This is a genomic window from Saccharicrinis carchari (genome assembly GCF_900182605.1).
Taxonomy (GTDB): domain Bacteria; phylum Bacteroidota; class Bacteroidia; order Bacteroidales; family Marinilabiliaceae; genus Saccharicrinis; species Saccharicrinis carchari.
In genome coordinates, this window is sequence record NZ_FXTB01000003.1 from 272,540 (window position 1) to 295,582 (window position 23,043).

The 23,043-nt window shown below is 41.5% G+C and carries 17 protein-coding genes; 10 read left to right on the forward strand and 7 right to left on the reverse strand.

From position 1 onward, the window contains the following. Positions 1 to 137 precede the first annotated feature (137 nt). The 5 genes from FN809_RS07855 to FN809_RS07875 form a co-directional block, all read right to left on the reverse strand. On the reverse strand, positions 138 to 1,805 hold the full coding sequence (locus FN809_RS07855) for a carbamoyltransferase C-terminal domain-containing protein (RefSeq protein ID WP_142532952.1): 1,668 nt from the start codon (positions 1,803 to 1,805) through the stop codon (positions 138 to 140). Next, positions 1,805 to 2,782 carry a DUF6427 family protein gene (locus tag FN809_RS07860; protein ID WP_142532953.1) on the reverse strand — a complete coding sequence of 326 codons (978 nt, stop codon included), beginning with the start codon at positions 2,780 to 2,782 and terminating at the stop codon, positions 1,805 to 1,807. Before FN809_RS07860 ends, FN809_RS07855 begins: the two co-directional genes overlap by 1 nt. Before the next feature lie 80 nt (positions 2,783 to 2,862). Further along, a complete protein-coding gene (gene purD / locus FN809_RS07865) occupies positions 2,863 to 4,131 on the reverse strand; it encodes a phosphoribosylamine--glycine ligase (RefSeq protein ID WP_142532954.1) in 1,269 nt (422 codons plus the stop codon). 273 nt (positions 4,132 to 4,404) lie between these two features. Next, a complete protein-coding gene (locus tag FN809_RS07870) occupies positions 4,405 to 5,013 on the reverse strand; it encodes a polysaccharide deacetylase family protein (protein ID WP_142532955.1) in 609 nt (202 codons plus the stop codon). 2 nt (positions 5,014 to 5,015) lie between these two features. Further along, positions 5,016 to 8,378 (reverse strand): glycosyltransferase family 117 protein, encoded by a 3,363-nt coding sequence (locus FN809_RS07875; RefSeq protein ID WP_142532956.1) that lies wholly within the window; start codon positions 8,376 to 8,378, stop codon positions 5,016 to 5,018. Between the two features lie 874 nt (positions 8,379 to 9,252). Between FN809_RS07875 and FN809_RS07880 the strand changes: the two genes are divergently transcribed. After that, on the forward strand, positions 9,253 to 10,548 hold the full coding sequence (locus FN809_RS07880) for an O-acetylhomoserine aminocarboxypropyltransferase/cysteine synthase family protein (protein ID WP_142532957.1): 1,296 nt from the start codon (positions 9,253 to 9,255) through the stop codon (positions 10,546 to 10,548). Between the two features lie 100 nt (positions 10,549 to 10,648). Further along, complete coding sequence (locus FN809_RS07885) at positions 10,649 to 11,845, forward strand: homoserine dehydrogenase (protein WP_142532958.1); 1,197 nt, start codon at positions 10,649 to 10,651, stop codon at positions 11,843 to 11,845. On the opposite strand, the gene FN809_RS07890 is transcribed toward FN809_RS07885, so the two are convergent. Then, on the reverse strand, positions 11,846 to 13,537 hold the full coding sequence (locus tag FN809_RS07890; protein ID WP_142532959.1) for a Na/Pi cotransporter family protein: 1,692 nt from the start codon (positions 13,535 to 13,537) through the stop codon (positions 11,846 to 11,848). A gap of 172 nt (positions 13,538 to 13,709) precedes the next feature. On the opposite strand from FN809_RS07890, the gene FN809_RS07895 reads away from it, so the two are divergent. After that, on the forward strand, positions 13,710 to 14,999 hold the full coding sequence (locus FN809_RS07895; RefSeq protein WP_142532960.1) for an MFS transporter: 1,290 nt from the start codon (positions 13,710 to 13,712) through the stop codon (positions 14,997 to 14,999). A 62-nt stretch (positions 15,000 to 15,061) separates the two neighbouring features. Here FN809_RS07895 and FN809_RS07900 read toward each other — a convergent pair whose 3' ends face one another. After that, a complete protein-coding gene (locus FN809_RS07900; RefSeq protein WP_142532961.1) occupies positions 15,062 to 15,880 on the reverse strand; it encodes an MBL fold metallo-hydrolase in 819 nt (272 codons plus the stop codon). Between the two features lie 69 nt (positions 15,881 to 15,949). Here FN809_RS07900 and FN809_RS07905 point away from each other — a divergent pair, with 69 nt between their 5' ends. The 7 genes from FN809_RS07905 (at position 15,950) to FN809_RS07935 (ending at position 22,993) form a co-directional block, all read left to right on the forward strand. Next, positions 15,950 to 16,243, forward strand: coding sequence for a hypothetical protein (locus FN809_RS07905; RefSeq protein WP_142532962.1), 294 nt, complete (start codon positions 15,950 to 15,952; stop codon positions 16,241 to 16,243). Positions 16,244 to 16,505: 262 nt separating this feature from the next. Further along, positions 16,506 to 16,958 (forward strand): Hsp20/alpha crystallin family protein, encoded by a 453-nt coding sequence (locus FN809_RS07910; protein WP_142532963.1) that lies wholly within the window; start codon positions 16,506 to 16,508, stop codon positions 16,956 to 16,958. A gap of 256 nt (positions 16,959 to 17,214) precedes the next feature. Continuing rightward, a complete protein-coding gene (locus FN809_RS07915; protein WP_246095528.1) occupies positions 17,215 to 18,561 on the forward strand; it encodes an OmpA family protein in 1,347 nt (448 codons plus the stop codon). Next, a complete protein-coding gene (locus FN809_RS07920; protein ID WP_185957495.1) occupies positions 18,548 to 19,861 on the forward strand; it encodes an OmpA family protein in 1,314 nt (437 codons plus the stop codon). Before FN809_RS07915 ends, FN809_RS07920 begins: the two co-directional genes overlap by 14 nt. A gap of 633 nt (positions 19,862 to 20,494) precedes the next feature. Continuing rightward, positions 20,495 to 20,980: an RNA polymerase sigma factor gene (locus FN809_RS07925; RefSeq protein WP_142532965.1), complete on the forward strand. Its 486-nt coding sequence runs from the start codon at positions 20,495 to 20,497 to the stop codon at positions 20,978 to 20,980. Between the two features lie 3 nt (positions 20,981 to 20,983). After that, a complete protein-coding gene (locus FN809_RS07930; protein ID WP_142532966.1) occupies positions 20,984 to 22,030 on the forward strand; it encodes a hypothetical protein in 1,047 nt (348 codons plus the stop codon). Positions 22,031 to 22,111: 81 nt separating this feature from the next. Continuing rightward, the gene (locus tag FN809_RS07935) at positions 22,112 to 22,993 is read left to right on the forward strand and encodes an outer membrane beta-barrel protein (RefSeq protein WP_142532967.1); all 882 of its coding nucleotides are present in this window, start codon (positions 22,112 to 22,114) and stop codon (positions 22,991 to 22,993) included. Positions 22,994 to 23,043 lie beyond the last annotated feature (50 nt).

Below are 23,043 nucleotides of genomic sequence, written 5' to 3' on the forward strand. Positions count from 1 at the left end.
CCTATTTAATAATTAGTGCATCTAAGAAAACTCGGATGTTTTTGTGAGGCTCTAATTAGGGGAGTGAATTGCCAACAAGCATACCCGGAGGGTAAAATAGGAATAGCCATGGTTGCAATCCCGGAAGCGCTTCATGGCTATTTATGGCTAGTAGTAATTTCAATATTACATAATCTTCCGTTTATCACCAGTGCGTCAAGCTGCATGTTTTTTGCAGAACAGATGGCATCCTGAGGGGTATGCACAATAGGTTCGCCACGTTTGTTGAAGGAAGTATTGATAAGTGCTTTTATTTGGTACCTGGTATCCAACACGGTGAGTAGTTGGTGCATAAAAGGATTTTGCTCTTTGTTTCGAATAGCTTGTATGCGTGCACTACCGTCCACATGCACGCAACCTTCCATCTCACTCTGTTTATCAGGCAGGATATCAAAATCGAGTAGCATAAAATTAGCCAGATGATGAATAGGGGATAAACCGGTATAATATTGAACGTTTTTTTGTAACAGGATGGGGGCTACCGGACGATACCACTCACGTCCTTTATGTTGCATGCTTACTTTTTGTGCCAGCTCACGGTTATTGGCTGCGGCAATAATGCTTCTATTGCCCAACGCCCTGGGCCCTATCTCGGCCGGGCCATTACAAATCCCTATCACTTTATTTTGCGAAATAAGCTTTGCGATACGGTCAATTTCAGACGCATCTATCGCGGTACTGTCCGTAATTCCCCAATTGTTAAGATATGGTGGGTGGATAGCTATATTGCCGTGTTTTTGCCATTCAACAAAGGCCGCCGCTCCCAGCGTTAATCCGCTATCATCGGGGCAGGGAGGTATAAACACATCGCGGAATAAGCCCGATTGCAATAGGGCTTTATTGGCCACGATGTTAAGAGCCGAGCCTCCGGAATAATACAGATATTGTGCTTGTGTTTTGTGTTGTAGCTTGGTTATTTCCTTTAACAGGTCGCGTATAAAAATATGCTGAAGCGTAGCAACTATGTTTTGCAAAAACGGATCATCCGTGTTAAATTGCCTGTGGCTCCAATTGAACTGTTCTTTCGCTTTTTTATAGAAATCCGTTTTTTTGCCCCAGCAAGCGGAAAAATAATCATTTTCCACCAGCCATTTTTCCATTTCTACCGAATATGAACCATAGGAGGCCAGTCCCATCATTTTACCGGGCACGGAGTTCTGTTGCTCGTAATTAGCGCCTATAATGGCAAACACCAAAGCATTGGCATTAAAAAACGACGAAAGATATTTCAGCCTCCAATGAAAATCAATATTTCGTAGGGTAGTCCCATCATAATACCAGGCCGAAAAATTAGAGTGGCTGGCACCACCATCAAAATGTATGAGCAAACTATTTTTTTTGAATGTGCCATAAAAGGGTAGGCAACTTCCCAAATGTGCCAGCTCATGGTTTAAGGCATAAGCTTTACGCTCCTTATCTAACCACCAGCACCTGCCCGCTTCGGGGTGCGGCAATAGGGTGCTGTTAAGGGGAGCTTCAAACCGTATTTTACCGCATGCGGAAATCATGGCGCGCCCTACCACGTTATCCACAAAAACCACATCCACGTCAGCGCTCAATAACTGCGCGTCCTTTAGTACCTGAAAAAGTGATCGATGTAACTTATTGCAGTGCTTTGACCGGCTATGCCGTTCATAAGTAAGGTGTTTTATCACCTTGCCCCTGTGCATTAATGTGATGCCATGATCGTGCACAAAATAAGGGGTATCAGAATCAAGCCTGTCCTGAATAGCATAAATGGCCAGGGTTGGTTTGGATGGGTTCATTACATCATTATTTGTCCGGCAATAGCCAATAGAAAAAGGTAGGCCACCAATATATTTTGCCACCAAATGGAGCGTATTTTATTAATTAGATGCGCGATAACAATGGATGATGGAACCGCCAGCAGGATGAATATCTCCAGATGAATGCCGGTAAAAAGAAGAACACCGGAAAGGTACAAGGTTGAATATATAAAAACCAGGTATTGCTTGCGCGTAAATATTTTTTTTGTGCCGTAGGCACTTATCACCGAAAGAATAGAAATGATAAATATAAATGCGATGGCTACAAGATATATCAAATTAAAGGTAGTGTGTTGGTATGTTTCGGTTATTTTACCCCATGAGAAGCTAATATGGCTAAAAAAATCCGGCAGTCCACCCCAAATCAATTCTGTACCCAACAAAAACAACCAGGGTAGCACTAAGCCAATTAGCATGGCCAAAAATGATTTAAAATTAAGCAGTCTCATTATGATAATCCATATAAGCAACAAGGGAAACAATAACACTACTTTGTAACTGAACAGGCTCGCAACTGAAACCCAAAGTGCAGCCAAAAAGCAGGTTCTCATCACCTTACGATGATTGTGGGCTGTAAACAGGTAATCCAAGGATACTACAAAAAATACCGTGATGAGCCAAAAAGGGTTAAATTGCAGCGTAAATGAGATGCCGCCAATAAGCAAAACAAATACAATACCGGGTAAAGCCGACTGTTTGCCGAGAAGACCATATTTTGAATTGAAGCGAGTGATGCTTAAAGTAACCACTATAGCCGATAAAAAACTAAACAAAAAACCCAACCAGGGTGCAGTTAACACAAATGAGAATAGCTTCCACAACGGCATGGCATCGTCAAATGAAGCAATATTGAGGTCATATCCTAGCAGCAAAGGCTTTAGCCAAAATAACAGCATAAGAAGGAGCATAAAAGCATATGCCCCTATCTTATTGTTATGTATTATTTTTAGTAACATGTTATCTGATAGTTATAAAAACGGATCTCCAAGCGGTTGATTATCAACTGTCAAGGGGAGCTGTTTAGCTTTGTCACGCGCTACAAATCGAAGCCGATATCTTTGCGGTAATATATGCCCTCGTAGTTGATGGCTGCCGCGTTTTTATAGGATTGTGCCAGTGCCTCTTTTCTGTTTTTACCATAAGCACTTAGGGCCATCACCCTACCACCGTTAGTGAGTACCTTGCCGTTTTGCAGTTTAGTACCTGCATGAAAGGCCATCCCGTCGGTTAATTTATCCAGTCCTGTTATTTCCTTACCCTTCTCATATTTGTCCGGATAACCACCCGATACTGTCACCACCGTTGTAACCGTGTCTGGTTCGAATTCGATGGAACATTTGCGTAATTCTTTTGCGGCGGTAGCTTCAAGCAATTCCAATAAATCACCTTTCACACGCGGCAGTATTACCTCGGTTTCCGGATCACCTAATCGCACGTTATATTCAATCACATAGGGTTTGTTGTCTACTTTTATTATCCCTATAAATATAAATCCTTTGTAAGGTATTTCGTCGGCGTAAAGGCCGGTTATCGTAGGCCGAATAATTTTACGGTGCACTTTTTTCATAAATGCTTCGTCGGCAAAAGATACAGGGCTCACAGCGCCCATGCCACCGGTGTTAAGTCCTTTATCGCCTTCGCCAATGCGCTTATAGTCCTTAGCTTCAGGAAATACCACATAGGCGGAGCCATCGGTGAGCACAAAAACAGAAAGTTCAATACCGTCTAAAAACTCCTCGATAACCACTTTCTGGCTGGCCTGTCCAAATTTTCCTTCCAGCATGGTTTTCAGCTCCGTTTTGGCTTGTTCCAGGTCATCGATAATGAGTACCCCTTTGCCGGCCGCCAATCCATCGGCTTTGAGTACATAAGGCGATTTCATTTTTTCAAGAAAGGCAATACCCTTATCCATGGTTTGGAGCGTTACCGAGGTGTATTTGGCGGTAGGTATGCCGTAGCGGAGCATAAAGTCTTTCGAAAACTCCTTGCTGCCTTCTAATCTGGCACCCCGCTTCCCCGGGCCAATTACCGAAATGTGAGCCAATTTTGGGTCGTTCAGGAAAAAATCCTTTACACCCCTCACCAACGGCTCTTCGGGTCCTACCACCAACATATCAATATTATGGCTTAGTGCTATTTCTTTAACCGCATCAAAGTTGTTGGGATCCACATCGATATTGGTTCCCAGTTGAGCTGTTCCTGCATTGCCGGGTGCAATAATCAGTTCTTTAAGTTTTGGGCTTTGCTTGAGTTTCCAGGCCAAGGCATGCTCTCTGCCTCCCGAACCTAATAAAAGTACGTTCATTTTTAAACTATATTTATATAATATTAGTAGTGCCAAATGCAGGGATACTTTAAGCTCATACCAATATGTTTTATTGTAAAAAACACTAGTTACCCCACAAGCAGGCCGGTTTATCCTTACCTCTTGATACTTATATGTTGATCCCTACACCTCATTATTCAACACTTAATTATGATGCCACAAAAAAGGTAGAATGCACGGTATCTTTCTTTGCGTTTGTTGTGTACCCTTTTGTGCTACGTCGTTTATTTTTCAAGGGCTTATCGTAGCGGTCTATTTAATCACTCTTGTTGTCCACTTTTTCTGTGCAATCATTTCCAGAGTTTTCGGAAATGCATACTTCATGTTTTTTTCGGCCTTTAGGGAGTCGTGAAAAACAACTATGGAACCCGGCCGTATGTAATTTTTTACATTATCAAAAACCCGGCTTCCCGTTAATCTACTGTCATAGTCCTTGCTTAGTACATCCCACATCACAATTTTATCGAAGCTTTGTTTTAATTTAGCCACATACCAGGGATACAACTGGCCATGTGGCGGACGAAAAAGCGTAGATTCGATCAAACTTGAAGCCTTTCTTACGTTATCAAAATATTTTACCCTATCTGTGCGCCATGCCGATAGATGGTTGTATGTGTGGTTGCCCACCTTATGTCCGCGTTTTATTATCTCATCAAAAATATCGGGGTATCGATGCACATTTTCGCCTACACAAAAAAATGTGAGTTTAGCTCCCCATCTGTCGGCCTCGTTCAGTACCCAAGGTGTTATTTCGGGTATGGGGCCATCGTCAAAGCTTACAAACACCTCGTTACCTGTATGTTGGTAGCGCCAGGTAAGTTGTGACAATAAGTATTTGGCAAACAGGGGAGGCCTTACCATTTTTATTCGATGCTTAGTTCCTTTATGTCGTTTAACTGATTTAACTCTTCGCCCCTGAGCTTTTTCATCAATTCGTTCCTGTTATATTTGGCCATGAGCTTATCTATTTCGTGATTGAATAGCATGCTTTGACGATACTGATACTCAAAACGATTTTTTTCCTCTAATGGCAGCGTCATGTAGTAATTAATGGTTTGGCTGCTTATCAGGGCAAGATTTTCTAATAGCTGGTCGGCTACAAGAGGTTTGCCCTCCAGGTAAAATCCTTCGGCTGCAAAAACCGAAAGCAGATTATCGGGCAAAACGTCCGGAGCAAGCTTACTTAAGTCCTTACTCAAATCCTCGCGTAACTTGTGGCGATTATACCTTACCGTCATGTTGGCAATTTCGGTATATATAGCCAGGCTGCGCTGAAAATCGTCGCCTACATTGTTTTGTTTACTGGTGGGCAGCGAGGAGAAAAAGTTTATTTCCTGGTAGGATTGATGACCAAATAATCGCAAAATGTCGTCTCCTTTTTCATGTTCATCGGCCTTGTAATATCCCTCGGCCAGAAAGATGGAGAAGTAATTGTGCGGTACTTTTTCTACCGGCATCTTTGTTAAAGCCATATCTAATATCTCAATGGCTTTATCTTTTTTACCTTCATCCAGCAAGGTATTGGCCAAGCGCGACATGTTATTGCGTATGTTCATGGCCATGCGCTGATGGTTTTCGTCGAGGTACACACGTGGATCATCGAAGCCCCCCCAGCGAAAGGTGTTTTTAAATTTATCGTACATTTTATCCGAGGCTACACGTCCAAACTGGCCATCGGCCGAATTGGTTTTGATGGGCACCACTTTGTAGGCAAAGCCTTCTAGCTGGAAATAATCTTCCAGATTGGCATAGTTGTCCTGGCCTACTGTAACGGCAAAATAAATTGGACGATTCCAATCGTTGTTGGATAGCATGTCCAATATCATGAGTTCATTTTTTAAGATGTACTCTTTGTTAAAGTCGATGTTCACTTGAGGTACAATCAGGTGTGCAGCATCTTCACTAACCACCCCGGTTTGCACCGCTTTTAAACTATCAACAGGAATGCTGAACGATCTGGATGGCATGTGGTCGATCCGTCCCGGGTAACCCGGAATTTCTTTGGTTTTAGGATTGTTGCTGGCCACAAACCTGATTGCTTCTTTTAAATCTACTCTACCTTGTATTCGCGGTAACAGGTGCACCACATCCCTTGTTCCGGTAACGTACTGATCGTGTGTGAGCGAAAATGGCAACGGATCCGATTCGTAGGCTTTACGACCCATCTGATCGATGTACCAATCGGTTTGCAGATAACTAAGGTTACACACTCTAACATCGGTACGATATCCTTCTACCTCCTGGGCATACCAAAGCGGAAAGGTATCGTTGTCGCCATTGGTAAAAATAATGGCGTTTTCGTCGCAGGTATCCAGATAGTTAAATGCCAGATCACGCGCTACAAAACGGTGAGAACGGTTGTGGTCGTCCCAGTTTTCCGATAGCATGATTCCGGGTACCAGAACCAGTGTTATTGCAGTAGCTCCTATGGCTGCTGCCTTAGCGGGCATTATCTTTCTTAATCCTTCGGCCACAGCCAATACACCCAGGCCAATCCATATGGCAAAGGCATAAAACGATCCGGCGTAGGCATAGTCGCGCTCACGCGGTTGCAAGGGCGTTTGGTTTAAGTAGAGTACAATGGCCAGCCCGGTGAGCAGGAATAGTAACATTACAATCCAGAAGCCTTGTTTGCCCCGCTTGCCTTGCTGGTATTGAAACAATAGACCTGCCAGACCCAATAGTAATGGCAACAGGTAGTATTTGTTATGGGCGCGGTTCTCGTTATATAAATCCGGTAGTTTAGATTGATCGCCCAATCGCATGTTGTCGAGAAAAGAAATGCCGGATAGCCAATTTCCTTTATGTATTTCGCCGTTGCCCTGCATATCGTTTTGGCGTCCGGCAAAGTTCCACATAAAGTACCTAAAGTACATGTGTTTTATCTGATAATTGAAAAAGAAGCTCAGGTTTTGGCCGAAGCTCGGCAGAGTGATGGTTCTCATCTCACCGGTTTCCTGATCTTCTATTTGTACTCTGCGTCCCTTGGGTTCGCCTCCTCCCCAATATTTATATTGCGAAATATGGCGCCCTTCGCGACTGTACATCCTGGGGAAAATTGTAGTTGTATTACTATCGAACACGTAATGTGGTTTGTAATCCACCGTTTTATATTCACCATCTTTTTTAATGCGTATGGGAGCGCCTTTTTTAGAACTGGACTTTTTGCGGTCGATAGGCGAATTATAATATTGACCCGTGAAGAGTGGCCTGTCGCCGTATTGCTCCCGGTTCAGATATCCCATCATAGAAAAAACGTCTTCAGGCGAGTTTTGGTCCATGGTGGGGTTGGCGTACGAACGGATAACAATCATGGCAAATGAGGAGTAGCCAATTAATATTACGGTACTGCCCAGTAAAAGAGTATTCAGGATTATTTTTTGATGTTTGTGGGTGTACCATATTCCAAATACCAGTGCGCTCACCAATAAAATCAGATAAATGGCGATGCCGGTGTTGAAAGGTGCGCCAAATGAATTGACAAAAAGCAACTCGAACCAACTGGCTATTTTAACGGTGTAAGGGATGATACCGTAAAGTATGCCCGCCAATAAAGCAGCCGATATTCCCAGAGCGCTGGCAATTCCTTTTTGGGTAACATCGAATTTTTTGTAATAATACACCATTACGATAGCCGGTATGGCCAATAGATTTAACAGGTGCACACCAATAGAAAGCCCCATAAGGTAGGCAATCAATATTAACCAGCGGTTGGCGTATTTATCGTCGGCCACATCCTCCCATTTTAAGATAGCCCAAAACACTACTGCCGTAAACAACGACGACATAGCATAAACTTCGCCCTCCACAGCCGAAAACCAAAATGTATCGGAGAAAGTGTAGGCCAGTGCACCAACTAATCCTGCACCTAGTACTGCCCAGGATCGCCAGGTTTTGTTCTCCTGGTTCATAAAAAACCTACGCCCCAGGTGGGTGATGGTCCAAAATAAAAACAGAATGGTAAAAGCACTTGCAAGACCACTCATCAGGTTAACCATGTAGGCCACCGAATCGGTATCGGGGGCAAAAAGGGTGAAAAATCGACCTATAATCATAAATACCGGTGCCCCAGGAGGATGCCCCACCAATAGCTTGTAGGAGGTAGATATAAATTCGCCACAGTCCCAAAAACTGGCTGTGGGTTCTATTGTCATGGTGTAAGTAACTGCTGCAATGGTAAAAGTAAGCCATCCAAGCAGATTATTGAGTAGTTTGTGGTTCTTCATTTTAACTTAGTTATTCTCTGAATATCAACTTGATACGTAAAACATTGCCACTTAAGCGTGCAAAGTTGAGGTCAAAAATAACTAATTTTTATCAATCCTATTTTTAAAGGGCAACTTTGTTGCCAAATAAATCCATATTATTCAGCATGTAGGTGTAAAAAATAGGCTTAAGTATAAAGCCAATTTGAAAAAGAATGTATTATTAGCGATGGTAAGTTTTTTAAGGCGGGTTATTATTAATAAAAAAAGCACCCAATGATTAGATGCTATTTTTTTCGGTTCGCTTGGTGGGAATAGCTCAAATGGTCATTAAAACAATAATGGCGAGGAGTACCATAATTTGAAGTAGCAAAAACCGGACAGGGATGTCGATTTTTTTAAAACTAAAGTACTTGTGGTCGAATAGATTTTTCATATCGGTTTGATTTATGATTGTTTCTGATGCTTTGACTGAATTTTTCTTAAAAGGTTGCGTCAATGGCAAAAAAATGTTAATCCATAATCAATCTAAATCACATTTGCTCAAAATCCTATAATATTGGGATGAAAATACTTGCATAATAAAAGACAAAAGAGGCTAAACTCTTTTATTTATCTTTTTTATTGTCTTTATTTGTACTAAACGTAATTTTATCGTGTTTATTATTCAATCTATATCTTCTTCTCATAACGCAGGGGTTTCCTCAAGCGCTCCCTTTGAAAATCATTTTTACATGGTAATGGATATGATGTGTCGAATGATGATGACCATTTAGTGTCGCGACGCATTGTATGTGAATAAAACGAAAAAGTAACTTCTCATTATAATGCGTCAGTCATACGCGGCAGAGAAGAGTTACAACTGTTATTTTTATTTACTAAATATTTATATATCATGGCTGAATTAAAATTTGAAACACTTCAGGTGCATGCCGGACAGCAAGTAGATGCTGAAACCAACTCACGTGCCGTACCGCTTTATCAAACAACATCGTTTGTATTTAACGACTCTAAGCATGCCGCTAACCTTTTTGGATTAAAGGAGTTTGGGAATATTTATACACGTATTATGAACCCCACAACGGATGTGTTTGAAAAACGAATTGCCGCTTTAGAGGGTGGGGCTGCGGCGTTGGCCGTAGGCTCGGGACTGGCCGCACAATTTATTGCGCTCAATAATATATTGCAGGCGGGCGATAACTTTGTGTCAACGTCCAATCTATATGGGGGTACGTATAATCAGTTTAAAGTGCAATTTAAACGATTGGGGATAGAGGTGCATCTTGTTGAAAGTGACAAGCCCGAAGATTACGAAGCGCGCATTGACGAAAATACAAAAGCACTGTATGTAGAAACTATCGGAAACCCCCGTTTTAATATCCCCGAATTTGAAAAATTAGGCGAGGTTGCCAAGCGAAATGGGATACCCTTAATTGTGGATAACACCTTTGGTGCGGGCGGCTATCTTTTCCGTCCCTTAGAACATGGTGCCAACATCGTGGTAGAATCTGCTACAAAGTGGATTGGTGGTCATGGTACTTCTATAGGTGGTGTTATCATTGATGGAGGTAACTTTGACTGGGGAAATGGAAAATTCCCTTCGATGACGGAACCCAGCGAAGGATACCACGGACTCAAGTTTTGGGAGGTGTTTGGCGAAGGTAGTCCTTTTGGGAACATCGCTTTTGCCATCCGTTGTCGTGTTGAAGGACTGCGCGATTTTGGCCCGGCCTTAAGCCCGTTTAATTCCTTTTTATTATTGCAGGGCCTGGAAACTTTATCCTTAAGGCTCGACCGCACAGTTGATAATGCACTAAAAGTGGCTACCTGGCTCGAGGAACACGACGAAGTGGAGTATGTCAACTATCCCGGTTTAAAAAGTTCGCCTTATCACCAATTGGCAAAAAAATATTTAAAGCGTGGTTTTGGCGGCGTATTGTCTTTTAAAGTAAAGGGAGGCAACGAAAGGGCCGACAAGTTCATAGAATCCCTGGAGCTAATCAGTCATCTGGCCAACGTAGGCGATGCCAAAACATTGATTATTAATCCTTCTACTACTACTCATGAGCAATTATCGGCCGAGGCTCAAAAGGCAGCGGGTGTAGAACCCGGTTTGCTAAGGCTTTCGTTGGGTATTGAGCATGTCGATGATATTATCGGTGATTTAAGTGCAGGATTTAAAAACTCTTAGATAATTGTTGGAGCAAGATTCAGCGCAGCATTTTTTTTGACTTATATTTGCCCATTGGAGTGATATTCGCTCCAATGGTTTATTTTTTTATATTAGCTACATGACAAAGAAATTGAAAATTGGTCTGGCTGGTTTTGGCGTAGTAGGCCAAGGATTGATGGATGTGCTTAAAAAGAGTCCAGCATTGGATGCCGAAGTGCTAAAAATATGCGTAAAAACCCGTAAGGAACGTACTTTACCAGAGAATATGTTTTGTTACTCGGCCGACGAATTAATTAATGACGACAACATTAACCTGATTGTTGAATTGATTTCGGATTTCGAAGAAGCCTACCATATTGTTACTTCTGCTTTAAAAAAAGGGAAGCATGTGGTATCGGCCAACAAAAAAATGATCGCCGAGAATATCGCAGAGCTTATCGAACTGCAAGATAAACATGGTGTTTCCTTACTCTACGAGGCATCTGCCTGTGGTAGCATACCTGTAATACGTAATTTGGAGGAGTATTACGATAACGATCTGCTGTTGTCGGTAACGGGTATCCTCAACGGTTCGTCAAATTATATCCTTTCCAAAATATTCGATCACAACCAAGGGTATGCAGAATCGCTTAAAGAGGCGCAGGATCTGGGTTTTGCCGAGGCTGATCCGAGTTTTGATGTGGATGGCTTCGACTCCCTGTTTAAATTAATTATTTTAACGGTACATAGTTTCGGTACTGTGGTTGATCCCAAAGAGGTATTGAATTATGGGATTTCGAACATCTCGGATTTCGATATCCAATTTGCTAAAGAAAAAGGATACAAGATAAAGCTGGTGGCTCAGGTGGAGAAACTGGCCGAAAATAAAATATCACTTTTTGTGCTGCCCCGACTGGTTCGCAAAGACAAATACATATATAGTGTTGAGGACGAGTTTAATGGTGTAGTAATTAAAGGCCTGGCTTACGATAAGCAGTTTATGTTTGGCAAAGGGGCGGGTGGACATCCTACCGGATCGGCCGTTCTTTCCGATATTACCGCCATTGGCCACGATTATAAATACGAGTACAAAAAGAAAAATTATTATCCCGATTTTTACTACGAACAAACCGGCGAAATTGAAATTTATCTTCGGTATAACAAAAAGGAAGATCTGGATAAATTTAATTTCATAAATGTATCGGAGGAGTATGCCGGGCCTCAGTTCAACTACAAAATTGGTATGATAAAATTAAAAGACTTAATTAATATAAAAGATGAGTTGAGGGGGATGGATATCTTTATTGCCGTAACCCGAAAAACATTGAACTATTAATCATCGTTTTGTTTCGTAAAGGGCTTCGGATACATTCATGGCATAGCTGCTTATCTTCACGCATTCGCCAAAAATATCGGCAAAAGCCGCCCCTTGTTCCTGAGGGTATTCGTTGTTTTTTAAGCTCTCGATTTGTTCCTGTTTTAGGCGTTCGCTATAGTCGTTTATCTCTTGCGTAATTGTACGGGCTTGCGAAATGTCCACTTTTTTTTGGTTCGCGTTCAAATTATCGCTCATTACGGATAGGGCTTTTTCTACAAGGTTGAACATCAAATTGAGTTTAGTCATAATCTTAGGCGAAAACTTAATCCTGTTTTTCTGCACACGATTGATTATGCGGGCCTGATTAAAGCTGGCATCGGCGATATGTTCAAGATCACTTACCAATTTAAGCATGGCTCGGATGCTTTTACGACTTTGGTCGCTCAGTTTACCCTGCGAAACTTTGGCAAGGTAACTGGCTACCTCTTCCTCTACATCGTCACTAACCGAAGTGTACTTTTCAATGGCCGTGTACATTTTGTTAAAACGCTTATCGTTGGTTTCTGCCAGCAACCTTCTGTTAAAACCCAATAATTTACCGGTATGTCGTGCAAAGGATTGTAATTCTTTTTTGGCCTGTAAAATGCAAAGCTCCGAGGTGGAGAGCATACCGGTGGTAATGTATCTCAGCTTAAACTCTTCTCCTTCCTCTCCGCTATGCGGAACAAGACGTATGACAGCACGATGTATCAACGGCACAAAAGCAATAAATAAAAGCAGGTTGATAAGATTGAATGCGGTATGAAACAAGGCCAGCGAAAATGGGATGAGTGCCTGAGGGTTTTTTACCGATACTACGTTGAAACTGGTAATGATGCTATGGATAAATGAAGTAAAAGGGCCAAATAGGCTGAGCACCCAAATAACACCTGCTAAATTAAAAAGCAGATGCAAGCGGGCTGTCCTTTTAGCAGAGATGTTGCCAATGGTAGCGGCAATATTGGGTGTAATGGTCGTACCCAGGTTTTCACCCAATATCATGGCTGCGCCCAACTCATAAGGTATCCAGCCCTGGTTGCACATTACAAATGTGATGGCCAGGGTGGCGCCCGATGATTGAATAAGCGCGGTGAGCAGCGTGCCTATCAGTACAAATAATAATACCGAAAGGAAACCAAGATTGGTGTAGTTGGATAAAAAACTTAGGATACTTGGGTTGCTGTCTACATCGGGTACCGTGGTGCTGATAAAGCCCAGACTCATAAATAAAAGTGAAAATCCGATGATGGCCTCGCCCCACGATTTATGCCTGTTTATTTTTGAAAACACCAAAGGAAAGCCAACGGCCATCAGTGGTAGGGCATACTCCGTTAGGTTAAACCTAAATCCGAACAGCGAAATGAGCCATCCCGTAACGGTGGTGCCCACGTTGGCACCCATCACTATGCCGATGGATTCTATCAACGAAACCAAGCCCGCGTTAACGAAGCTTACCACCATTAAAACTGTGGCACTCGACGATTGTATGGTGGCCGAAACCAGCAGGCCGGTCAGTACCCCTAAAAACCGGTTCGAGGTCATGGCGGCAAAGATATTCCGCATTTTTGAACCCGCCACTTTCTGCAAGGCCTCGCTCATAAGCTTCATCCCATACAAAAAGAGGCCTACAGCACCTATCAGTTTTAATAAATCCAATAATGAATAATCCATCTCACCGAGTTAATCGTAAGTTTTGCTGTTGCAAAAATAACAACATTTTCGCATTCAATGGGTTTTGCGCCTTAAATGATGGCGATTTGATAGAATTTTTTCTTTTAATCTAGTTTAACCTTTATATTCCCAAGGCATTGCGTATTTTTGTACCTCACTTTTCTACTATGCTATGCAACAATCCGGGCCAGACAAAAAGCCTCTCTTCTTCTACGGTTTTATTATTGTCCTTGTAGGTACGTTGGGCGTTTGGGCCAGTGTGCCCGGACAAACATTGGGCGTAAGTACTTTTACCGATCCGGTTAAGGATGCCCTGGGACTTAGCCGTGACAAGTTTAGTGTGGCGTATGCCCTCGGAACAATCGGCAGCTCCTTTTTATTGGGCCTAGCCGGCAAGTGGTTCGACAGATATGGTGCCCGTAAGGTGGCCTTTTTTGCAGCCCTGGGTTTGGCCCTGGCTCTGGCCCTTAGTTCGCAATCGCAGGCAATATCGATGTCTATACAGCGCTTTACCGGTTCCTCAACATGGGTAATTCCGTTTGTGGTCATTATGTTATGCTTTTTCTTAATCCGTTTTTCGGGGCAGGGTGTACTTACTATGGCATCGCGAAATATGATTATGCTATGGTTCGATAAATTCAGGGGATCCGTTAATGCCTTTAGCTCTATTGCAGTATCGCTCGGTTTTTCCATTTCGCCACTTTTTATCGATCATTTGATCGAAGGCAACGGCTGGCAGAAAGCCTGGCAATTGATGGCTTGGGGACTGTTGGTAGTGGCTGGCCTAATCTATATTTTTTATAGGGATACTCCGGAAAAAATGGGCCTAAAGCCAGATGGCAGCTTGATTAAAAAAAATAACAGGGGGAAAACCGACGCGGAACGTATCCAGTTTAGCAAAAAAGAAGCGCTGAAGACACGTGCATTCTGGATGTACGGCCTCATGATGGCATTCAATGGTTATTTTATTACCGGCCTGACTTTTCATATCGTTTCAGTTTTTGAGAACGTGGGTTTAACCAAAACCGATGCTATATCAATTTTTGTTCCTATGTCGATTATTTCCGTTAGCACTTCATTTATATTTAACACCTTAAGTGATTTTATCAAATTAAAAAAGCTGTTGTTTTTGATGATTTTAGGCGGCGTAATCGCCTCGGTGGGATTGGCGTTTCTGTCGGCCCCCATCGGATATTATCTGTTGGTATTTGGTGCCGGCCTTTCCGGAGGCCTGTTTGCTGTGCTGGTGTCGGTAACCTGGCCCCGGTTTTATGGTCGAAAAAATCTGGGGGCCATTTCGGGGGTGAGCATGCAGATGATTGTTTTTGCCAGCGCATTGGGGCCGTGGCTCTTCAGTGCTTCCTTTACACTTTTTGGCAGCTACTCCGTTATTGCCCTGCTGGGGATTGTAGGGTTGGTATTGATGGCTGTATTCTCATTAAAAGCCAACAATCCGCAATAGTGCTTGATAAAAAAATGTGTGCTGCTTGTTTTTAGTAGAAAAGGTTTCGTTGGAGGGCGGCACTAAACGCGAAAGCTTGTTCCCGCATAGCCATATTCAACCCGGCCTTTTAGTGCAGTTTTTAGTAAATCGATAGCACGTTTCCCGGAGCAATGGTTAAAGGCGGCCCGCTTTATACAAAATTGACTAAGTTGGTTCGCTGTATCCACTATTTGTTGTTCCGATGCACGGTTAAGATGAGTGCCTCCTATCATAAATTCTATCTCATTTATTTGGGTATAGTCGATAGCGGTTTTAATCATGTTTTCTACGCCATTGTGGGCGCATCCGGTAAACACCACTAATTTATTGTCGTTTACGGCGGCCATAAATAACTCGTCGTTAAAGGTGTCCGGAACCAAGCTGCCTTTTTCCTGAACAAACAAATAGGAATCGGTGAAGCTATGGTTAGTGGGTTTTTTTATTTCCGGAAAAACGAAAAGACCGGGCACTATTTCTTCTGTCGCTTTAATAAAATGATAGCGTTCGTTGAATTGTTCAAAACGTTTGCGCAATGGGAAACCTATCCTGCGATTATAGCCATGCGAAACACTCCATCTCTCGCGCAGCACATCTTCTTTTAATACTACTTTAGCCGTTTTATTTAATATCAAAAAGTCCTCTAATCCTCCTGTGTGGTCGTAATGTGCATGACTCAACACTACATAATCTACCTTGCCGAGGTCTTTACCCAATATTTTGGCGTTTTGTATAAAAGCATCACTCTTGCCCGTGTCAAACAAAACCGTAGCACCATTGAACTCGATCAATATGGACAGGCCATGCTCGCTGCGATAGGCCAACGTATTTTTTTTGTTATCGATAAGTACCGTTATTTCCATGATTTTTTGTTCTTATCTTTATTACTTTTAAAGGGTAAAATATAATAATCTTATTTAAAATCAAATGGTATGAACAAGCGAAAAATAAATAGGCTTACGGTATTTGCGGTTTTAATCGTTTTGCTGATGACTTCCTGTTTGCCGGGTGGTGGGCATTATGATGGAAATACACCGGCTGGTTTCTTTTCAGGGGTGTGGCATGGATGGGTAGCCCCAATAAGTTTGGTGTTGAGTATTTTTAATGATTCACGAAGTATATATGAGACCTACAATACCGGTTGGTGGTACGATTTTGGATTTTATATATCTATTATTTCCGGTTTTGGGAGTATACAGTTATTCCGTAAAAAAAAGGGTAATTAATTTTAGGTATGGTTAATGACCGTGTGCACGCTGTCAAAAATGCATATCGTCTGACAAGTTTTCTGCTCTCTTCAATCAATGTATGTCATTATTACAGAGCGCTTTAAATGCTGTTTTTATCTTATTGATACAGGAAGTCGTGTAATGTTCAGATAATCAATCAAGTGTGTGTATTTGCTGATAAAATGAGAAGTTGTATGGCATTGATTTTGAGCTCGCTTAAGCGAAATTTATTATTAACTTAAATTATGGAGGAAACGCTATGACACTAGCAAGATTATCAAACAATTTATTTCCATCTTTTCCTTCAGTATTTGATCGATTTTTTGAAGGAGATATGATGGATTGGAACAGCGCCAACTTTGCGAGCACCAACTCTACATTACCCGCAGTCAACGTAAAAGAAGATGATAACGAGTTTCAGATAGAGGTGGCAGCTCCCGGAATGAAAAAAGAGGATTTTAAGGTGGACTACGACAATGGTCGCCTGTGTATTTCGTCGGAAAAAAAGAGCGAGAACGAAGTGAAAGAGGGAGAGAAAATGACCCGAAGGGAATTTAGTTATCAGTCCTTCCAGCGTTCGTTTACCGTTCCGGAAACCATGGTGGAGGGCGATAAAATTAAAGCTAACTATGCCGATGGAATACTTCGCATTACTTTACCCAAGCGGGATGAGGTAAAGCCAAAACCACCAAAACAAATTAAAATCCAATAAAAAAAACAAAAAACGGGGAGTAGTTTTTACTACTCCCCGTTTTTTGTTTTATAAATTAATGGGGATGTTATTTTTGAAATAACTGGTGTAATAATATACTAATTTAATCAATGATCAAATTAAGTACTCAACACATCATAAATATATGCGCTTTAGTGTAATAATTGAAACTATTTGTAAAACGCAACAGCGAATTTGGGGTAAATAATATAGCTTTAACACAAATTTCTCCTGGTTTACAAGATAATTCGTTATTATGCAGTTTTATAGATATAGCCTTTCTATTTTAGCCCTGTACCTATTGGGCATCGCCCCTATGTTTGCTCAAATCGATTTTAGTAATCTCACCGATGAGCAGGTGTACCGTAAGGAAAATAAATACAACACCTGGTCTGTTACAGTAGGTTATGGGTTGCTGTTTTACTACACGGATGTTATTGATTATACCGTTTTCCCCAAAAGTAATCTTAAACTTGCCCCATCAGTTATTGTGTCTAAGCAGATGGGTAGAGCCTGGGGTTTAGATGCTGAGTTTATTACAGGAGAAATGTATGGCGAAAAAAACAATCGCTATTTTAAAGGGGATTTCATGGATTATAGCATGAACCTTCGCTTTAGCATAAATCAACTGGTAGCCTTTGGTCCATTGCTCGACAAATGGGATATATACGGAAAAATTGGACTTGGCGTAAGTGCTTTCCGGAGTCGTTTGCGTAGGCTCGACGACAACAGCTTTATGCAGGTAAACGATGTCCATAAAAATTTGGGCGGATACCCTAAACCTCCGGGTTGGGATGATAACGATTTCCTTGTGGTAGGTTACAACAAGCAAAACCCTAACGATAAACAAAGCAGACAAACCGAATTAGTGGTACCCGTAGGCGTTGGTGTGCGTTATCGCGTAAATAAAAGTATTGACCTGGGGCTTGAATCTACTATGCGAAATCTCACTGCCGACAATCTGGATGCTAACTTTAGCGGGGCCGATAACGATACTTATCTCTATACTTCCTTTAATCTTACTTATAAAATTGGCAAGAAAAATAAACGCCATGCACGATGGACCTACAAAGATTTTAATCTGGCGTATGAATCGCAACGGGCGGCAGATCCATTGGCAATACGTTTAGATTCGCTGAAAAGCGAATTAGACAAGTTGGCAGGTCTGGATTCTATCATTACTACTAAATCTTACCAAAAATTTGAGAAAGTGGTGTATGAGGAGGGTGTGTCGGCCTCTGTATTCTTCGATTTCGACAAGTATAACCTTAAAAAGAGCGAGCACAGACAACTGGCAAGAGTGGCTCGAACACTAAAGCGTAACGAATCGATAAATATGGTTATTTCGGGATATTGCGACGACAGGGGCAGTTTCTCCTATAACTTAAAATTAAGTGAGCGACGATGCAATGCCGTGTTGGATGCTATGGTAAACGATTTTGGAATAGATGCAAGGCGCTTCCGTATCGATCCCAAAGGAAAATCGGAACTGTTGTCCGATACACAAAATAAAAATATCAAAGGTCTGCACATGGCTAATCGTAGAGTGGATCTTTTGATGATTGTTAACGATGAACAAACCCGTGAAAATGAGGATAAGTAAAAGCTTTGTTGTAATAGTTTGGCTTTTGATTTGGGTAACTTCGTCGTTTGCACAGTTTACAACCGACAAGCGACTCATTGAAGAACATATGCGGTTTTCCGGCGAAAAAAAGTTTAACCGCTGGGATATTATGCTGGGATATGGACCCAATATCTATTTCACCGATTTCACCGATTATTTAATTATCCCGGATGGAAAATGGCATTTCAGTCCTTCCGTGGCCCTTAGTTATCAATTGGTGCCTGCACTCGCTATCGATTTCAGGTATATGCAAGGCGATATGCAGCAAAATGGAATACACCATCATTATGATGGTAATTTTTTGGAGTTTACGGGGGCTGCTCGTTTTTATATCAACCAGATGATTAACACACCGGGTCCCGTAAACGACAAATGGAACTTTTATGTAAATGTAGGGTTCGGCCTGCAAGCACTTCGAAACAGGGTGTACAAAAATACCGATAATCAGGTTTTACACGCCAGTGATGTGGAAGGTAAAAGTGCCGATGGTGGTTATTTTGTTTTTGGCTATGATAAAAATGATCCGTACAAAAAAATAAGCCGCGAAAGAGAGTTGGTGCTGCCTGTTGGTGTCGGTGTTTTGTATCGGATTAACCGTAGCTTTGATTTGGGTATCGAAAGCAATATCCATTATGGACTGGAAGATAATCTGGATGGTATTTTGTCTGGCGCCACCAACGACAGCTACTGGCATACCACCATTAATATAAGTTATAAAATAGGCAAGAAAAATAAACGGCATAGCAAATGGACCTATCGTACCTATGGTTTTAATATTTTCGGAAACAAGCGAAAAGATCCCCTCGAGGATGAGGTAAACCAGTTTGAGCGAATGGTGCAACAGCAAGCCGGTATTCTTCGCTTGCAGATTGATTCAGTAATAACGGAAGAAAAAAGCACCCGGATATACAGGGCCGACAATACCTTCCCGATATATTTTATGCCGGGAGGTGCTACATTTAAAGATTACGAAAACCAGGTTACTATGGCACAGGTGGCCGTACTTTTGCGAAAACATGCCGACTGGTCGCTGCAAATAGTGGGTTTTGCCGATAAGGCCGAAAGTAACCCGGACTATATAAGTAAAAAACGTGCCGATACGGTGATGCAATACCTGATAGATCATTATGGTGTGGACAAAAAAAGAATGCAAACAAGCGCTATGGGTGCCAGAGAGCAATTGACGGTGGAAGGAAGTAACAAAATACAAGGCCGTATTCATGTTGATCGCAGGGCAGATATTATTTTGATTAAGCCAAAGGTAGAAGCCGGGCAATAAACGGAGAGATAACCACTTTGCATACAAGGAAGTTATTATGTCTATCATAATTTTGTGCCCTTTGTGCTTACATTGTGCTTTCCTTTTTTAACCATTACGCACGCTAAGTGGGCCTTTTGTACACTATAAAAGTTAATCTTTGGTGCTTTGACTAATACAGAAATATTAGGCAGAGCACAAGATAGCTCTGATTATTAATGCTAAAAACCATTACTCCCTGTTTAATAATCGGCAGGAGCACGGGATAAGCTTTACGCTATGTATATCCATCTTTTTAATTTTTAACGGAAGTAATAAAAAGAAAATCAATACAATTTTTGCCATACGCAAGGGGGTATTGAGCTGGCCAATATTAGTGAATGACCGATGGCTAAGCGTTATAAATGCCTTTTTATTTCCCTATTTCACTTCTACACTGTAACTTTACTTGTGCTGATGCGTCCTACTCCAATAAACATTGGCTTATTAGTGCTATTTACTAAAAAAAAGCGGCCATATAAATATAATTTTACGAAAGGAGTTGGTGTTTTATATAGGATTACCTTGCGGATGTAAAGCGCTTTTATACTTCTGTATAGATGCTTTATACTCCAGGCTGTGATAGATCAATTAAAGATTACATTATTAATCCGGATGACAGTAAAGGAATATAATAAGAGCGTTGCGCTTTATTCCGACAATATATATCGCTTTGTACTAAAAAACATTAAAGACAGCGAAAAGGCGAAGGACATTGTACAGGATACGTTTGAAAAAGTATGGAGAAACCATACCGATATATCGTATGCTAAAGTCAGGAGTTATTTATTCTCCGCTGCCTATCACACACTTATTGATTCTGTGAGGCGCGATAAGTTTAAGGCTGTTTGGAGCGATGCCGAGCAAAATAAGCATTTTACCACCCGGAGTTATTCGGATGTAAACGAAGTGCTTCACCAGGCTTTAGACAGGCTTCCGCCCGTGCAAAAAAATGTAATACTGCTGCGCGATTATGAGGGTTATTCGTATAACGAAATTGCCGAAATTACCCAATTGAGCGAAGCGCAGGTAAAGGTGTATATTTATAGAGGAAGGCAGTTTTTAAAGAATTATTTGGTTAAAATTGAGTTGTTAGTTTGAGTTATGCTTACAATTGAAAATTACGAAATATGGATGATGGACTATTTGGACGGGAACCTTTCCGTATCGGATCAGGCCTTGCTATTTCAGTTTTTTGAGGAAAACCCTCATCTCAAAGAAGAGCTTAAAGATATGGAGAGTGTGGTTTTGTGTCCGCATAAGGAAGTGTTTGAAAAAAAGCACAATATTTTAAAAGCACCGATAGAATTTTCTGATTTATCCTATCCCGATTATGTGGCTATAAAGGAAATGGAAGATGGATTAGATGCCGAAGAACAAGATTGGCTTTCGTCTTATATAAATGAAGATAAAAAGCGCGCGATACTTATTAGTTTCTATTCAAAAACATTTTTAAAAGCAAGCCAAAGTATTCGTTTTCCTTTAAAAAGTAGGTTGAAAAGAGTGGCAATGATTCCGATTGTAAGGGTTTCATCATTTCAAAAAATTGGAGCTGCTGCGGCCATTGCCATTTTACTTTTATTAGGATCTGTACCGTTCTTCCAAAAAACCGTAATAACAGAAAATTTGGTGGCCACAAACGATACGCCCATGCCAATTGCTCAGCCAAACGCGCAGGACGCCACCATGACTGACCATCTCTTTACACCTGAAGCTGTTCAGCTAAAAGCTGTAAATAAACCTGCTACATACGAATCAAATCCGATATCGATAGTTAAAAAAAATCCATCGATGATACCGGTTAAATTAGAGGCTTTGGCAGCTACTAAAGCAATACACTTAAAAACGGAAAATATTAATGCCTACGAGTTGGGCTTAAATACGATGATGCCGCTTGTAATAGCCAATAGTTTAGCAGAAAAAAAACAAGAGCATTTAGCTATGCAGTCGCACTTAAACCAGCAAAGTGAGCAGCTTTCGCGTAGTGCCCGGGTGGTGGCCGGAGGCGTTAGGGTAATTAATTTTTTGGCCGGTAACAAAACAGAAGTCAACAGAGTGTTAACAGCGGATGGGCAGTTGGTTGCCTATCAGGTGGAGTCAGATAATATTTCCATTCGACAACGAATTAAGAATAAACCTGTAACAAATTAGCACCTCGTTCGTCCTACCCTCAAAACCTCCGGAAGTTTTATAAAAAAAATCAATTTTATAAACCGATTAAAATTAAAAATCATGTACAAAGTATATACGTTCATCTTTCTTTGTGCCTTTTTATTACCCATAGGTATGCAGGCACAAGAAAATAAAAAACCCGCAAGTAAAACGTCAGAAGTTATCGTTATCGACGAAAATAATGAGCGGGTAATAGTTGGTTTTAAGAATGCCAGAGTAGAAGTGAACGAACGCAACGATACCGTGGCTAAAATAACCATTGGCAGGCGTAAATGGGAGTTTATTGAGGATTATGGAAGTACAAAAGTAAGAACGGTAAGGGTTAACCACGAAGATTTTAAAGGGCATTGGGCCGGTGTGCAGTTGGGTTTTTGTAATTATCAGGAAACCGACCATGCAGGGTTTATGGATCTTAATTCGGGCAAATCTATGACCGTGGGGATTAATTTTTTGCAGTACAGCATCGGTTTGCAAAAACATAAAACAAACTTGGGTCTTGTTACAGGTATGGGATGGGCAGTGTACAACTACCGCTTTGATAGTAACTACCTTATCCAAAAAAATGAAGAGGGGATAACAGTGGGAGTACCCATCGCTGACCGCAATGTAAAGAAGAATAAAATAGTGGCCTCATTTATCAATGTGCCTTTGCTCCTTGAGCTCCAATCGTGTGAGGCAGGCAGGCAGGATGCGTTTATATCGGCTGGCATTTACGGTGGATTGAAGTTGGGCTCGCATACAAAAACGGTGTACGAAGGCAACGATAAGCATAAATCGAGGCACGATATCAATTTAAATCCTTTTCAGTACGGGCTCATGTTTCAGATGGGGATTAACTGGATTAAACTATACGGAACGTACAATTTAAGTACCTTATACGAGGCCGATAAGGGACCCGAAGTTACCCCGTTTACAGTAGGCCTAACGCTGGTTAATTTTTAAAATAAACAGCGATCACCGCAGCCTAACGCGTCATGTTGCGCTACCAGTCT

Bases quoted from the DNA above. Each gene is read 5' to 3' on its own strand.
- FN809_RS07855 (WP_142532952.1), bottom strand. From the start codon at position 1,805: ATGAACCCATCCAAACCAACCCTGGCCATTTATGCTATTCAGGACAGG.
- FN809_RS07860 (WP_142532953.1), bottom strand. From the start codon at position 2,782: ATGTTACTAAAAATAATACATAACAATAAGATAGGGGCATATGCTTTT.
- purD (WP_142532954.1), bottom strand. From the start codon at position 4,131: ATGAACGTACTTTTATTAGGTTCGGGAGGCAGAGAGCATGCCTTGGCC.
- FN809_RS07870 (WP_142532955.1), bottom strand. From the start codon at position 5,013: ATGGTAAGGCCTCCCCTGTTTGCCAAATACTTATTGTCACAACTTACC.
- FN809_RS07875 (WP_142532956.1), bottom strand. From the start codon at position 8,378: ATGAAGAACCACAAACTACTCAATAATCTGCTTGGATGGCTTACTTTT.
- FN809_RS07880 (WP_142532957.1), top strand. From the start codon at position 9,253: ATGGCTGAATTAAAATTTGAAACACTTCAGGTGCATGCCGGACAGCAA.
- FN809_RS07885 (WP_142532958.1), top strand. From the start codon at position 10,649: ATGACAAAGAAATTGAAAATTGGTCTGGCTGGTTTTGGCGTAGTAGGC.
- FN809_RS07890 (WP_142532959.1), bottom strand. From the start codon at position 13,537: ATGGATTATTCATTATTGGATTTATTAAAACTGATAGGTGCTGTAGGC.
- FN809_RS07895 (WP_142532960.1), top strand. From the start codon at position 13,710: ATGCAACAATCCGGGCCAGACAAAAAGCCTCTCTTCTTCTACGGTTTT.
- FN809_RS07900 (WP_142532961.1), bottom strand. From the start codon at position 15,880: ATGGAAATAACGGTACTTATCGATAACAAAAAAAATACGTTGGCCTAT.
- FN809_RS07905 (WP_142532962.1), top strand. From the start codon at position 15,950: ATGAACAAGCGAAAAATAAATAGGCTTACGGTATTTGCGGTTTTAATC.
- FN809_RS07910 (WP_142532963.1), top strand. From the start codon at position 16,506: ATGACACTAGCAAGATTATCAAACAATTTATTTCCATCTTTTCCTTCA.
- FN809_RS07915 (WP_246095528.1), top strand. From the start codon at position 17,215: ATGCAGTTTTATAGATATAGCCTTTCTATTTTAGCCCTGTACCTATTG.
- FN809_RS07920 (WP_185957495.1), top strand. From the start codon at position 18,548: ATGAGGATAAGTAAAAGCTTTGTTGTAATAGTTTGGCTTTTGATTTGG.
- FN809_RS07925 (WP_142532965.1), top strand. From the start codon at position 20,495: ATGACAGTAAAGGAATATAATAAGAGCGTTGCGCTTTATTCCGACAAT.
- FN809_RS07930 (WP_142532966.1), top strand. From the start codon at position 20,984: ATGCTTACAATTGAAAATTACGAAATATGGATGATGGACTATTTGGAC.
- FN809_RS07935 (WP_142532967.1), top strand. From the start codon at position 22,112: ATGTACAAAGTATATACGTTCATCTTTCTTTGTGCCTTTTTATTACCC.